This is a genomic window from Pseudomonas sp. 86_A, assembly GCF_017491705.1.
GTDB lineage: Bacteria > Pseudomonadota > Gammaproteobacteria > Pseudomonadales > Pseudomonadaceae > Aquipseudomonas > Aquipseudomonas koreensis.
On the sequence record NZ_JAFGYS010000004.1, the window covers coordinates 297,424 to 311,378 of the forward strand.

Annotated in this window: 16 protein-coding genes; 9 read left to right on the forward strand and 7 right to left on the reverse strand. The window is 57.6% G+C overall.

The window, feature by feature from the left end; genetic code table 11:
- Positions 1-80: 80 nt before the first annotated feature.
- Positions 81-1,358: a cation:dicarboxylase symporter family transporter gene (locus J5M57_RS08650; RefSeq protein WP_207850024.1), complete on the reverse strand. Its 1,278-nt coding sequence runs from the start codon at positions 1,356-1,358 to the stop codon at positions 81-83.
- 113 nt (positions 1,359-1,471) lie between these two features.
- A complete protein-coding gene (locus tag J5M57_RS08655) occupies positions 1,472-1,897 on the reverse strand; it encodes a VOC family protein (protein WP_169841943.1) in 426 nt (141 codons plus the stop codon).
- Between the two features lie 154 nt (positions 1,898-2,051).
- On the opposite strand from J5M57_RS08655, the gene J5M57_RS08660 reads away from it, so the two are divergent.
- On the forward strand, positions 2,052-2,930 hold the full coding sequence (locus tag J5M57_RS08660) for a LysR substrate-binding domain-containing protein (RefSeq protein ID WP_207850023.1): 879 nt from the start codon (positions 2,052-2,054) through the stop codon (positions 2,928-2,930).
- Here J5M57_RS08660 and J5M57_RS08665 read toward each other — a convergent pair.
- The 4 genes from J5M57_RS08665 to J5M57_RS08680 form a co-directional block, all read right to left on the reverse strand.
- Complete coding sequence (locus tag J5M57_RS08665) at positions 2,906-3,949, reverse strand: HAMP domain-containing sensor histidine kinase (RefSeq protein ID WP_207850022.1); 1,044 nt, start codon at positions 3,947-3,949, stop codon at positions 2,906-2,908. The two genes, J5M57_RS08660 and J5M57_RS08665, sit on opposite strands and share 25 nt — an antisense overlap.
- A gap of 10 nt (positions 3,950-3,959) precedes the next feature.
- On the reverse strand, positions 3,960-5,420 hold the full coding sequence (locus J5M57_RS08670) for an ATPase domain-containing protein (protein ID WP_083369117.1): 1,461 nt from the start codon (positions 5,418-5,420) through the stop codon (positions 3,960-3,962).
- Positions 5,417-5,851 carry a hypothetical protein gene (locus tag J5M57_RS08675; protein ID WP_207850021.1) on the reverse strand — a complete coding sequence of 145 codons (435 nt, stop codon included), beginning with the start codon at positions 5,849-5,851 and terminating at the stop codon, positions 5,417-5,419. The genes J5M57_RS08670 and J5M57_RS08675 overlap by 4 nt, the downstream gene beginning before the upstream one ends.
- Positions 5,852-5,989: 138 nt before the next feature.
- A complete protein-coding gene (locus J5M57_RS08680) occupies positions 5,990-6,448 on the reverse strand; it encodes a helix-turn-helix domain-containing protein (RefSeq protein WP_083369445.1) in 459 nt (152 codons plus the stop codon).
- Positions 6,449-6,584: 136 nt separating this feature from the next.
- Between J5M57_RS08680 and J5M57_RS08685 the strand changes: the two genes are divergently transcribed.
- Together J5M57_RS08685 and J5M57_RS08690 are read left to right on the forward strand one after the other, a co-directional pair.
- Positions 6,585-7,868: an MFS transporter gene (locus J5M57_RS08685; RefSeq protein ID WP_207850020.1), complete on the forward strand. Its 1,284-nt coding sequence runs from the start codon at positions 6,585-6,587 to the stop codon at positions 7,866-7,868.
- Positions 7,865-8,761, forward strand: coding sequence for an EamA family transporter (locus J5M57_RS08690; RefSeq protein WP_207850019.1), 897 nt, complete (start codon positions 7,865-7,867; stop codon positions 8,759-8,761). Before J5M57_RS08685 ends, J5M57_RS08690 begins: the two co-directional genes overlap by 4 nt.
- Before the next feature lie 33 nt (positions 8,762-8,794).
- Here J5M57_RS08690 and J5M57_RS08695 read toward each other — a convergent pair whose 3' ends face one another.
- On the reverse strand, positions 8,795-9,379 hold the full coding sequence (locus J5M57_RS08695; RefSeq protein ID WP_064587543.1) for a TetR/AcrR family transcriptional regulator: 585 nt from the start codon (positions 9,377-9,379) through the stop codon (positions 8,795-8,797).
- A 197-nt stretch (positions 9,380-9,576) separates the two neighbouring features.
- Between J5M57_RS08695 and J5M57_RS08700 the strand changes: the two genes are divergently transcribed.
- From J5M57_RS08700 to J5M57_RS08725, 6 genes are all read left to right on the forward strand, one after another.
- Complete coding sequence (locus J5M57_RS08700) at positions 9,577-10,254, forward strand: type 1 glutamine amidotransferase domain-containing protein (protein WP_207850018.1); 678 nt, start codon at positions 9,577-9,579, stop codon at positions 10,252-10,254.
- A 102-nt stretch (positions 10,255-10,356) separates the two neighbouring features.
- Positions 10,357-11,481: an alkene reductase gene (locus J5M57_RS08705; protein ID WP_207850017.1), complete on the forward strand. Its 1,125-nt coding sequence runs from the start codon at positions 10,357-10,359 to the stop codon at positions 11,479-11,481.
- 241 nt (positions 11,482-11,722) lie between these two features.
- Complete coding sequence (gene folE, locus J5M57_RS08710) at positions 11,723-12,280, forward strand: GTP cyclohydrolase I FolE (protein ID WP_169841725.1); 558 nt, start codon at positions 11,723-11,725, stop codon at positions 12,278-12,280.
- An 82-nt stretch (positions 12,281-12,362) separates the two neighbouring features.
- Complete coding sequence (locus tag J5M57_RS08715) at positions 12,363-12,905, forward strand: DUF3833 domain-containing protein (protein ID WP_207850016.1); 543 nt, start codon at positions 12,363-12,365, stop codon at positions 12,903-12,905.
- On the forward strand, positions 12,902-13,612 hold the full coding sequence (locus J5M57_RS08720; RefSeq protein ID WP_207850015.1) for an SDR family oxidoreductase: 711 nt from the start codon (positions 12,902-12,904) through the stop codon (positions 13,610-13,612). The genes J5M57_RS08715 and J5M57_RS08720 overlap by 4 nt, the downstream gene beginning before the upstream one ends.
- Before the next feature lie 14 nt (positions 13,613-13,626).
- Positions 13,627-13,932, forward strand: coding sequence for a DUF6482 family protein (locus J5M57_RS08725; protein WP_064587549.1), 306 nt, complete (start codon positions 13,627-13,629; stop codon positions 13,930-13,932).
- Positions 13,933-13,955: the final 23 nt, after the last annotated feature.

Consider the following 13,955-nt stretch of genomic DNA (forward strand, 5'->3'; position numbering starts at 1 on the left):
TTAAATAGACCGGTCGTCTATTAAAAGGTTAAAAAAAGACGCCCCTCTGTCAGCAGGCGTTTACTGGTGTTCATGCTGTTTCAACGTTGCACTGGGTCACACACGTGATTGTCTGTTTGACCCGTTCGAGAAGGTTCCAGCGCGACCTTCTCCCACTTGGCGATAACCAGCGGTGCAATGGCGTTGCCCAGTACATTAAGCGTGGTGGTGCCGCTGTCGATGATCCTGAAGATACCGGCGATCAATGCCACACCTTCCAATGGCAGACCGGCAGAGGCCAAAGTGGCTGACAAGATCACGATTGCAAACCCTGGCACACCCGCGGCGCCTTTGGAGGTCAGTACCATCGTCACTACCAAGAGAATCTGCTGTGACAGAGACAGGTCGATCCCATAGAGTTGCGCCACAAAGATGGTCGCCACGCCGAGAAAAATCGATGCGCCATCGAGATTGAGCGCATAACCCACGGGTACCACGAAACTGACGATTCGCCGCGGTACACCGTAGCTCTCCAGGCGCGTCATCAACTGCGGCATGACGGCGGCTGACGCGGCACTCGAAAATGCCAGAATCAACTCATTACGAAAGTAGCGGATCAACTTGAAGATGTTTTCGCCCATCAAGTAGCAAATACCGCCGAGTATCACCAACGCAAAAACAATCAACGCCAGATACACCACCCCGATCAACTTGAGCAACGGCAGCAACGAGGCGAAACCGAACGTCGCCACAGTCGCGCCAATCATCCCAAACACACCGATCGGCGCGTAAGCCATGACGATTGAGACGACCTTGAACATCGCATCGGAAAGGCTCTGAACCAGCGCGATAAAAGGCGCGCTTTTGTCCTTCGGCAAAGCGTTCAATGCCAGACCTAACAACACGGCGAAAAACAGCACGGAGAGCAACTTCGCCTCTGACATAGCCACCAACACATTGTCAGGGACGATGTTCTGCAAGATAACCAATGCACCTTTGGACGGTTCCAGAGTGATCGCTGCAGTGCCGTGCGAAATACCGGAAATGTCGGTGCCCCTACCCGGCTCGAAAACGTTGGCGAAACACAAGCCAATGACGATGGCCAACGCCGTAATCGCAAAAAAATAGCCCAGCGACTTCATCCCCATACGGCCAAACGACTTGTTATCGCCACCGCCCGCGATACCCAAAATCATGCAACAGAACACGATCGGAACAACCACCATCTTCATCATCTTGATAAAGATGTCACCGAGCGGTTTGAGGATCTCCGCACTCACCCATGTCTGATAGTGCGGATGCGTATTGAAGTACCAACCCACAAGCACGCCAAGCAACAGCCCGGCAACGATTTGCCACACCAAGGGAATACGTTTCATGTCTAGCCTTCTTGTTGGAATGAAAGGTCTGCGTCTATTCGCAGCTGCTAGAGTCATGAGCTTCCAGTTCACTTGAGATCAAATGGCACAACGCGGTTGTGCCATGGGTGTCGTTACTTGGCGAAGAGCTGGCTCATATCCTTGAAAGCCTTGAACTCAAGAGCGTTGCCGCACGGATCAAAGAGAAACATGGTGGCTTGCTCGCCCACTTGGCCTTTGAATCGAATGTACGGTTCAATCACGAATTCGGTACCAAACGACTTCAGACGCTCGGCCAGTGCCTCCCACTGATCCCAACCTAAAATGATCCCGAAGTGCGGAACCGGAACATCGTGCCCGTCGACCGGATTGCTATGGACGCTTTCTTGCGATGCGGTTTTTGGATGTTCGTGAATCACCAGTTGGTGACCATAAAAATCGAAATCGACCCATTGCGTGCTGGAGCGCCCTTCTTCAAGACCGAAGACGTCACCGTAAAAGGCGCGCGCTGCAGCCAGGTCATAAACAGGGATCGCGAGGTGGAATGGCGAGAGGCTCATCAGGACTCCAAATATTTTTTGTTTGGTGGGCGAAATTTCCACCGTCATTGGCTCTCTGGATTCAGCCGTTGCCGGGGATGGAAAACATCCTAGGACGGAAAACCGAACATAAAAATCAATATATATTTCTTAGAAACACAATTAATATTTGTGAATGATCAAAGAACTGAAAACACTCATCGCCGTGGCGCGGGAAGGCACATTCGCCGCGGCCGGCAACAAGATCGGCCTGACTCAGGCCGCCGTGAGCGCGCAAATCCAGCGCCTGGAAACCGAGCTCGGCTTTGAAATTTTCGACAGGAAAGGACGCTCAGCCCATCTCAATAAGATGGGTCATCAGATACTTCTGCAGGCGCAGGAGCTGCTCAGGCTTTACGACAATCTTGGCTCCACTACGCTGGGCCTGCCTCCCAGCGTACTGGTCACCATCGGTGCGATCGCCTCCGTGCAGCGTTCCTATTTGCCCGATGCGCTGGCGAAATTTCACCAGCAGTGTCTGCAGTGCCGCACACGTGTCATCCCCGGGCTTTCAATGGAGATGGTCAACCTCGTAGACGCCGGCGAAATCGACATGGCCGTGATCATTCGCCCACCGTTCTCCCTCCAGAGTGACCTGCGCTGGACGACGTTGGCCCTGGAACCCTACCGACTGATCGTGCCACGTGCCCTGGAGGGAGAAGACTGGTCGGAACTGCTGTCCAGCCAGCCATTCATTCGCTATGACCGATCATCCTTCGGCGGCAGGCAGGTCGATCGTTTCCTGCGGCAGATGCATTTTACCTTGCAGGAGGTTTGCGAACTGGATGAACTGGAGGCCATCATCAAGCTGGTTGAAAAAGGTGTAGGCATCGCGCTGGTGCCACAGACAGAACCCCATCAGGAATGGCCCGCCGGTGTACGAGCGATCGATTTGGGACAACACACCTTCCACCGGGATATCGGGCTGGTACATCGGTCTCGACAGAGTCTGACGGAGCCTGTGCGAATTTTGGCGCAGCTTATAAGTGATCAGGTAGCAGCCGTTTCGGCATGATTGGCCAGGGGCAGTCTCATGACAAACTCGCTGCCCTTCCCTTCACCTGCACTAGTACCCACTACCGTCCCGCCGTGAGCCTCGATCAACTCACGCACGACCGTCAGGCCAATCCCCAGGCCCGCTCCGTTGAAGCCTACTGCATGAACATCCTGAACAAAGGGCTCGAAAATGAACGGCAGTGCGTTGGGCGTTATACCGATACCGGTATCGCGAATGCGTATTTCCAGATGCTCTGACTCAATCGTCGCAGTGAGGCAAACCGAACCCTGTGCAGGTGTATATTTGGCGGCGTTGCCCAGTAGATTGCCAAGGATTTGAGTGAGGCGCGCAGGATCGCCATTAACTATCAAGGCGCATTCCGGCAGATCCGAGCTGAAACTTAAACTGTTAGCGATCATGACCGAGGTGCAGGCCTCTATCGCCTCATGAATGATCTGAGCCATATCGACACGCTGGCAATCAAGACGAAACTTGCCGGTGCTGGCACGGGCAATATCGAGCAAGTCTTCAACCAAGCGGGACATCTGCTTGACCTGCCCCTCGATCAACATCTGCATGCGCGGCAACTCTTCACTCGGCACCCGTACGAGCCTGCCAGCAATCATGCTAATGGGCGTCAGTGGGTTGCGAAGTTCGTGCGCAACAAGATTGAGGAAGTTGCGCTGATTTTCCAGCGCGTGTTCAGCGGCGGCCTGTAGATCTTGTGCACTCAATGCAGCGATGACCAATTGCTCGTTGGCCTCGCGCATCTCAAAGTACATTTTCTGCTCTTGCTGAGCGATTTGCGGAGTTTGCGTATCCGACTGCGCAGAAAGAATTGCCAACACCAACTGCTGGTTTGCCTCGATCAGTTGCTCGACCTGCAGACTATCGACGAGTTGGCTGTTGGCCTGGTTGAGCTTTTTATGCACCGCTGCGAGCACCGCCCGCGCCGCGACTGTTTTCTGGCCGATAAGGAACAGTTCGCGTGCTGCAGTCGCTATGGCTTGGTCATTCTTGCCGTCGGCCTCGCTCATGATATGTCGCTCATCCTTCGAATGTGACCGTACGCTGTTGAGTGGGTCGTCCCCCTAACAGCCCTTCCCTGTCCGGCAACATTTCGCCGACCTGCAAGCCATCATCGTCTATCTGATACAGCCGCAGTTCATCAGAATGAGCGCTGGCCCGTACTTTGACCACGGCCATGATTCGCAACAAACGGCTCTCCACCTCAATGTAGCGCTGAACGATGATGGCGTCGGTGAGAAATGCCGTGCCGTAAGGACTGAAACGCAGGTCGGTGTAACGGTCTTCCAGCTCGGAGGTCATCAATACGCTGACCCCTGCGCTGGTGAGAGCCGTCACCATGCGCGACAGCGACTCACGGAAGTCTTCACGAAATGTCGGGGCCAGCGCCAGTTCGAAACCTGACAGGGAGTCAATCACGACGCGTGTGGCGCTCAACCGGGTGATCTCGCTCAACAATAACTGGACGATTTCGTCGATGGACAAGTCAGGCGCGCGGCTGTCCACAAGCCCCACTTGCCCGCTCTGAATCAGTCCTGCAAGGGTGGCGTTCTGGGAGTGATTGGGACGTTGCTCAAATACCGCGATCACGCCGGTCTCGCCATTACGCGCGCCTTCAGCGAGGAACGTCGCGGCGAGAATGCTTTTGCCTGAACCCGAGGGACCGGCCACCAGCAGGGAATAACCGCGAGGCAAGCCGCCGCCGAGCATCTCGTCGAGCCGTGGCACGCCCATTTTCAGGCGCTGAATCGGAAACGTCAGAGGCGCTTCAAACGGGTTGAGTGGGGCCGGCGCAAAGACCTTGATGCCTGACGTGGCGATGCGGAAGGTATGCAGACCCGGCAGCGTCGGCTGGCCGCGCATCTTCATGATTTCCATCTTGCGCACCATGGAGTTGCGCTGAACGCTCTGACGCAACCAGATCAGGCCATCGGCCACGGTGAAAATCGGATTGGTGTCGGTTTCGCTGAAGTACTCGCCAATCAGGAAAGTGGTTGCCTGCCAAGTCGTCATCAGCATGCCCAATTGCTGAACGAACTGCGGCAGATTGTTGTTCGGGTTGTCCTGCGTCTGGCTGGCCAGCACCACTGAACGAAACGAGTCGACGAACACCAGAGCCGGAGAATATGCCTCTACTTCAGCGACGATGCGGCGTAACACTTCATCCAGATCCCCCGCCAGGGTGTCACTGGCCAGGTTGATGTAGCGGACCGAGTGATTGATGGCGTTATCGTCGAAAAAGTCGAATTGCTGTTGGTAACGCAGCATCTTCAACGGTGGTTCGCCGAGCACGGTAAAGAACAGTGCCGGGCGCTCAGGGGTTGCCAAGGCGAACATCATTTGATGCGCCAGGGTGGTTTTGCCACAGCCAGGCGGGCCGGCGATGAGGTTGAACGAGAACTCCGGCAATCCTCCACCCAGCACCTCGTCCAGTCCTGGCACCCCGGTGGCCAGACGGTTGATAGTCACTTTGGTGTTCATGGCGAGTTTTCCTGCGCAGATGTGTCGCTCAAAGAAGGTTTCCACACGTCTCGAAGCAAGCGTGCGGTGAGCGAGGGCCCGATCAGCGTAGTGAGCAGCTCGTAAAAGGTGATCAGCATCACTTCACCAAAATACAAGGCGTCTGCTTCGCTTTCTGTTACGAGTTGAGAATCAAGAGCGTGGAGATCCAGCGAGGCTTGCACACGATCAGATATGTGGGCCACACGCGGGTGCCGAGAAGCACATAGCTTGAGACTGCGCCGATACAGCGCGGCGACCCCTTGCAGACCAATGATCGGGGTAAGGGCTGCTTCCACAGCCTGCAAAGTCGAGACAATCGCTTGCGCGATCCTTGCAGAATCAGCATTCGGGCCAATCCGGTGCGCCAGAGCAGCTATGATCTGGCGGCTCTCTTCGTTTAGCGCGGACATGGCTAACTGATTTCTGATGGGCAGAACTTGATAGTACACCCGATCACGAATCGCCGAGCCCTAATACGAGGAAGAATTGCTTCGCGTGCAGTGGCGATCGGCCGCTTTCAGGCAAAATCGGGCAAGGCTGCTGTCGATTCACGACGCGCCGTCAACCCGTCTCACTCTGTGGCAGTCAGACGGCCCAAGTTTCTGACCGCTTGATGAGCGAACTTCTATCGGCATCAAAGGCTGGCCGGACGCGTTGTCCAGCAGCACCGAACGCGTCTCCTGCGGCTCGAACAGGAAACGTTCGCCCCACTGCCGCAGACTGATCACAATCGGAAAGATCTCCCGTCCTTTTTCCGTCAGCACGTACTCCTTGTAAGCGCTGCCATCCGACGCCGGGCGAACGTCGAAAACCCCGACCTCAACCAGCGCCTTCAGTCGCGATGCCAGAATATTTTTGGCCACGCCCAAGTTCTTCTGAAATTCGCTGAATCGGCGGATGTCGTCAAAAGCGTCGCGGATGATCATCAGTGACCATCGATCCCCGATGGCCTCCAGTGTTCTGGCTACCGGGCATTCACTGCTGTGTGGTGAGGTGTCTTCCACCATCTTTTTGACCTCGCTGAATATCAGTTGCCGAGTCCGTCGAGAGGACCGGCATGATCTGGTTGCAATTTGAAACTGATCGCAGTGATAATCGAATCCAGTTCTAAATTGAAACCAGTTTAACGCCATGGAGGTGTACATGACAGCAGGTGCCGACTCAGCCACGAAAAGACGCTCCAGACAGCCTTCGGGATTGCTGCATTCGGCTACCGAAGAAAACACCGGGGCCGACCGGGTTGGAGGGCTTTCCCCGTCGCTCACGTGGTTGTTTTCTGTCACCTGCGCGTTGGCAGTCGCCAACGTTTATTTCGCACAACCGTTACTCGATTCAATGGCTCAGAGCCTGAGTGTCGCCTCATCAATGATCGGAGTTGTCGTGACCGCAACTCAGGTGGGTTACGCGTTGGGGTTGCTGTTCATCGTCCCACTGGGCGATCTGGTCAACCGCAAACGGCTGATTCTGACGCAGGTGCTGCTGTCGGCGGTTGCACTCGCGGCGGTCGGCGCAGCACAGCAATGGTTGGCCCTGCTGGGGGCCATGATCGTAGTGGGCTTACTGGCAGTGGTTGTTCAGGTGCTGGTGGCATACGCCGCGGTGTTGGCAACGCCATCACAACGCGGGCATGCCGTGGGGACGGTCACCAGTGGAATTGTCCTGGGCATTCTTCTGGCGCGGTTTACCTCTGGCCTGATTGCCGACATCGCAGGCTGGCGCGCCGTTTACTTCGTGTCCTCCGGATTGATGCTGACCATCGCCGCGGTGCTGTGGAGGGTGATTCCTGTCACGGCGGCGCCAAGGCACCAGGACTCCTACCTGGCGCTCATACGTTCACTTTTCAAACTGTTCATCACCGAACGCACTTTACGCACCAGAGGCCTGCTGGCCTTATTGATCTTTGCCGCCTTTTCTGTGCTGTGGACATCCATGGTGCTGCCGTTGAGCGCCCCGCCGCTGTCGCTTTCACACACAGCCATCGGCATGTTTGGATTGGCCGGCGTCGCCGGTGCTCTGGCTGCCCGTGGAGCCGGTCGCTGGGCCGATCAAGGCCTGGGACAACGCGTTACCGGCATTTCGCTGGGGCTCCTGACACTGTCCTGGTTGCCCATCACGTTTGCCGAGACGTCCCTGATCGCGCTGGTCTGCGGCGTAGTCCTGCTCGACTTCGCGGTGCAAGCAGTACACGTCACCAACCAAAGCCTCATTTTTGCAGCACGACCCGACGCGCAAAGTCGCATGGTCGGCGCGTACATGTGCTTTTACTCGGTTGGTAGCGCGCTGGGGGCAGCGGCCGCAACCCAGGTTTATGCGCTATGGGGCTGGAAGGCAGTCAGCCTGCTGGGCGCTTTGATCAGCGCTACGGCCTTTGTTCTGTGGTTTCTCACATTACATTTCTCAACGGCCCATCAAGGACGATCAGCATGAAAGCCAGGCATCTACTACTCGCAATCGCGATTACGGCCATATGGGGCGCGAATTTCTCGGTTATCAAACTGGGGCTCACCAGCGTCGACCCGTTCATTCTTGCCGGCATTCGCTTCACGCTTTGCGCGCTCCCGGCGATCTTTTTCATTCCGAAACCTGATGTGCCGTGGCGCTACATCATGGGTTACGGCCTGGTTTTCGGTATCGGACTCTGGGGCGTGGTCAACCTTGGCATCCAGTCGGGTCTTTCCGCAGGCATCGCTTCACTGGTGCTTCAGTTCAGCGCGTTTTTCACCATCCTGCTGGGGTCATGGCTATTCAAGGAATCCATTTCCCGCTTTCAGTACGCGGGCATGGGGCTCGCGCTGTGTGGTTTGTTGAGCATCGTCTCCATCGTTGATGGGACAGTCACGACGGCCGGGCTGACCCTGGTGCTGTTGGGGGCGGTTGCCTGGAGTGCGGCCAACGTGATCAACAAAAAAGCCAAGACTACACAGGTTTTCGCGTTCCTGGTGTGGTCGAGCGCGTTTTCGCCCATCCCTCTTTTCGCGCTTGATTACGTTGTTAACGGCTCGACGGGGTACAGCGCTTTGGTGAATCAAATCGACTACCGCGCCGTCCTGTCGATCCTGTTCCAGGTCTACCCCAACACACTGTTCGGCTATTGGGTGTGGAATTCGCTTTTGAAGCGATACCCAGTGTCTACCGTCGCGCCATTGTCGTTGTTGGTGCCGGTATTCGGCCTGCTTGGTTCAGCAATGATCTTCAATGAGACCCTGTCACTTAACAAAATCATTGCAGTTGTTCTGATCGTATCGGGTCTTGGTGTCGGGTTATATGGACAGCGCCTCGTCAGTGCGTTGCTCAAGCGAGCTGACCGATGCCCGTCGTGACGTGACAGCAGGCGCTGGCAACGCCAGCGCAACTCAGTGCTCCAACAGCCGCTCGGTCATTGCCATCGATGTCTGCAACGATTGCCCCGTTCGCTGCAGCTTGTTCAACAAGCTGGCCCCCAACCAGAGCTGATAAAGGGTTTCGGCCAGTTGGCGAGCATCGGTCTTCGGCAAACTTTTATCCTGTTGCCCTTCTTCCAGGCACGTCGTGATGCGCGCAACGATGCGTTCGGCGCCGTCACGCAAGGTGAGGCGCATCGATTCGGAGAGGTCAGCGACTTCCGCGCTCAACTTCACCACCAGGCATTCATCGCCATGGCCTTCCACGGTGCAGCGGTTCTGCCAGCCCTGCCAGTAATCCATCAGCCGCTCATAGGCGCTGAGGCCGGGCAGCGTCAGGCGGCGCTCCATGTCCGCGAGGTAGCCGACAAAGTAATCCTCGAGCAGCGCCTGGCCATAGAGCTCCTTGGATTTGAAGTAGTGATAGAACGAGCCCTTGGGCACACCGGCGGTCTGCAGGATCTCGCTCAGGCCAACGCTGGTGAAGCCCTTCTCGGCCATCATCCGGTGGCCGGTATCGAGCAGGTGTTGGCGGGTATCGTCGTAGGTCGGTTTCATGGGGCGCAAAATACCAAACAATAGACCAGTCGTATATTTCTGATGAACAGGAGTTTGCCACAGCAAGCCCCCGGAAACACGGCCGGAAAAATTCACTAGACGACCGGTCTAATTGGAATCTATGCTGTGCCCCGTCAATCCTTCCAGGGTGTCGAAGACCCACACGTCACTGACACCAGACCAACCCAGGGTGCGCTATGAAAATCTTGATGGTTCTGACTTCCCACGATCAACTCGGCAACACCGGCAAAAAAACCGGCTTCTGGCTCGAAGAGTTCGCGGCCCCCTACTACGCCTTCAAGGACGCCGGCGCAGACATCACGCTGGTGTCCCCGGTTGGCGGCCAGCCACCGCTCGATCCAAAGAGTGATGAGCCCGATGCCCAAACCGCTGAAACCGATCGCTTTCGCAAAGACCCTGCCGCGCAACAGGCACTGGCCAACACCGGGCTGTTGGCGGATGTCCGCGCTGACGATTTCGACGCCGTGTTTTACCCGGGCGGCCATGGCCCGCTGTGGGATCTGGCCGAGGACAAACACTCGATCGCCTTGATCGAAGCGTTCGACCGCAGCCACAAGCCGCACGGTTTTGTCTGCCATGCGCCGGGCGTGCTGCGTCACGTCACCGCGGCCGATGGCAAGCCGTTGATCCAGGGGCGCGAGGTGACCGGTTTCACTAACGCTGAAGAAGCGGCCGTCGGCCTGACGGATGTCGTGCCGTTCTTGATCGAAGACGAATTCCAACGTCTCGGTGGGCGCTACTCCAAAGTGGCCGACTGGCAGGTTCACGTGGTCGCCGATGGTCAACTGGTGACCGGTCAAAACCCGTCCAGCTCGGCGGCCGTCGCCGAAAAACTGCTGAAAATGCTGGCCTGACTCGTTAACGAATCAAGCCCTCAGACACCGTGCGCGTCCTGCACGGTGTTTTTTTATCTCGAAACTAGTCGACTGGTCTAATAACACCAGAACAGGAATCACATGAAAAACAGCCCTTTCTTCACCCCCGTCAATCTGGGCCTGCACACCCTGAAGAACCGCATCGTCCTGCCTCCCCTCACCCGCCAACGCAGCACCCAACCGGGCAACATCGCCAACGCCTTGATGGCCGAGTATTACCAGCAGCGCGCCGGCGCCGGTCTGCTGGTGACTGAAGGCACGCAGATCGAGCCGCGCGGGCAGGGATACGCCTGGACACCGGGCATTCACAGCCCTGAACAGATTGCCGGATGGCGCCTGGTCACCGACGCCGTTCATGCCAAGGACGGAGTGATTTTTGCTCAGCTGTGGCACGTCGGTCGGGTGTCGCACACCGCCCTGCAACCCGAGGGGGCGGCGCCGGTGTCGGCCTCTGCGATCGCCACCGACCGGGTCAGCGTCTTTATCGAAACCGCGCCGGGTGTCGGCGAGTTGGTTACGCCATCCGCCCCGCGTGCGTTGAGCACCGATGAAGTCCAGGAACTGGTTCAGCTCTATATCCAGGCAGCGCGCAACGCCATGGACGCCGGCTTCGACGGCATCGAACTGCACTGTGCCAACGGTTATCTGGTGAACCAGTTCATTTCGGCTCACAGCAACGTGCGCACTGACCCATACGGCGGTTCGCTGCACAATCGCCTGCGGTTTCTGCGTGAAGTGGTGGCGGGCGTCGCCGAGTGCATCGGCAAGGAGAAAGTCGGCGTGCGGTTCGCGCCGCTGTTCACCACCACCGATGAGGCGCGAACTTACCTCGGTCTGGTCGAGGAAGATCCGCACACCACCTACATCGAAGCGATCAAGGTGCTGGAGGCCGTGGGAATTGCCTATCTGTCCATCGCCGAAGCCGATTGGGACGACGCACCAGAAATGCCGCTAACATTCCGCCGCGCCGTGCGCGACACCTTCAGCGGCGCGATCATTTATGCCGGCCGTTACAACGCCGAAACCGGTGCGCAGTTACTCGAATCGGGGCTGGCCGATCTGGTCGCGTTCGGTCGTCCGTTCATGGCCAATCCGGACCTGCCGGCGCGCATCGCCAATGACTGGCCGCTCAACCCCCTGAACCCGGCCACGGTCTACGGCGGCAACGCTGAAGGCTATGTGGACTATCCGACCTACAGCGAATAATTCCGCGAATTCACACAGCGCTCCCACCTTCGCGGGAGCGCGTCCTCTGCTTCCCGTCACCCGAGCAACCTCACGCGCTGCGATGTGAGGTTGTCGCCTCTGCATAAAAAAGATTGCCGATTCATTGTCAGGTGATTTTTTTCAGCCTATCTTGAATAAAACCTATACAAAGTACTTCATTGCGTACAACTCTTTCGCTATGGATTGGCCCTCACGCATAGCACCGTTGCGAGAAACCTGAATGAACCCACTACTAGCGAACCACTACCGTGAAATTCTCGTTGGTGTCGGCGAGAACCCCGAGCGTGAAGGTCTGTTGGACACGCCCAAGCGTGCCGCCAAAGCCATGCAGTATCTGTGCAACGGCTACTCCATGAGCCTGGAGGACGTCACCAACGGCGCACTGTTCGAATCGCAGAGCGATGAAATGGTCATCGTCAGCGACATCGAGCTTTATTCCCTGTGTGAGCATCACATGCTGCCCTTCATCGGCAAGGCGCATGTGGCGTACATCCCCACCGGCAGGGTGCTGGGGCTGTCCAAGGTGGCGCGCGTGGTGGACATGTTCGCCCGTCGCCTGCAGATCCAGGAAAACCTCACCCGTCAGATTGCCGAAGCGATCCAGCAGATCACCGATGCCGCCGGCGTGGCCGTGGTCATCGAAGCCCGGCACATGTGCATGATGATGCGTGGCGTAGCGAAGCAGAATTCGGTCATGACGTCTTCCGTCATGCTCGGTGCGTTCCGCGACAGCTCGACCACGCGCCAGGAGTTTCTGCAGCTCATCGGGCGGCGATAAACCTGTACAGAGCCTGCCCACTGTACAAGCCAATAATTCGACATTTCACCCCTCATCAGCTGCGCACTCAGGGAGTAAGGCAATGACCCGATTTCTGCTGTTACTGGCACTGGCACTCAGCGTCGCGAGTTGCGGCAGCGTAGATGTCGCCCGTTATGCGGACCAGCAACCGGCGTTGAATCTGGAGCAGTTTTTCAGCCAACCCGTCAAAGCCTGGGGGATGTTTCAGAAGCGCAGCGGTGAGGTGGCCAAGCGCTTCGAGGTCAACATCGTCAGCCGTCGTGAGGGCGACAACCTGATTCTCGACGAGCGCTTCCTGTACAGCGACGGCACCCGCCAGCGCCGCGTCTGGACCCTGACACCCGAGGGCCAGGGCCGCTGGAGTGGTCGCGCCGGCGATGTGGTGGGGGTCGCCCAAGGCCAGGTCGCGGGCAACACGTTGCACTGGCGTTATCGCTTGAACCTGCCGGTCGACGACTCGACCTATGAAATGAGCATGGACGACTGGATGTATTTGATGGACGAGGACACCTTGATCAACCGCACCAGCATGTCCAAGTTCGGTGTCGAGGTTGGTCAGGTGACGTTGTTCTTCCGGCGCCAGGGCGCTGGAGCCCACCCATGAACCGTGCGCCGACCATGGCCTCGCTCGACGACGGTTATCGCGCCTTGGTGATCGGTGCCAGCGGTGCGCTGGGCACGGCGTTTTGCGAATGGCTCAAACAGGATCCGCGTTGTGCCGGTGTTCGCGAACTGGGCCGCAACACCGTTCCCGAGCTGGACCTTGAACGCCCCGAAACGATTGCCAACGCCGCCACCGAACTGGCGGCCGAAGCCCCCTATCAATTGATCATCCATGCCGCAGGCCTGCTTCATCGCGACCGGATCAAACCGGAAAAAAGCTACAGCGCGATCGAAGCAGAGGCACTGCAAGCCGTGTTTCAAGTGAACACACTGGGGCCCGCATTGGTGTTGCGGCACTTTCTGCCGCTGCTCGATCCCCAAGGGGCGATGGCGATGCTGTCGGCGAAGGTCGGGAGCATTGGCGACAACCGGTTAGGCGGCTGGTACGCCTATCGCGCCTCCAAAGCGGCGCTGAACATGCTGATCAAGACCGCTGCCATCGAATTGGCGCGCACTCGCCCGCACAGCCGCTTGCTCAGTCTGCATCCGGGCACGGTTGTGTCAGCGCTGTCGCAACCGTTTCGCGGGGCCACCAGCGCCCGCCCGGCGGACGTTGCCGCTGACCAGTTACTGAGCTTGATTGACCAGTTGACGCCGGCCGATAGCGGCCAATTCTTCGCCTACGATGGAGAACGCCTGCCCTGGTAGGCAAGGAGTGAAGCATGAACCTGCAAACCCTCACCGAACGTGCGGCCAACAGCGAAATACGCGAGCTGGAATTACTGTCGCTCGAAGGTGGTTTTTACCTGGCCCGCATCCGTCTGGATCATGGCCAGTTCACCTTGCTTGACGATGCGGCCAAGCCGATGCATCTGCGTTCGATCACCCACCTGCGTGACTTGCTGCAGACCGTGCCGGCCTTTCCCTGTGTGCTGGTGCAGCAATGCGTGCATGACGAAATGTGCGGCCGGGATACCGGCCCCGTCGAGGAGCTGCGCATTCCGTTTTCGTTGACCACGCCTTTATGAATCGGACGACGCTGAGCTTTATT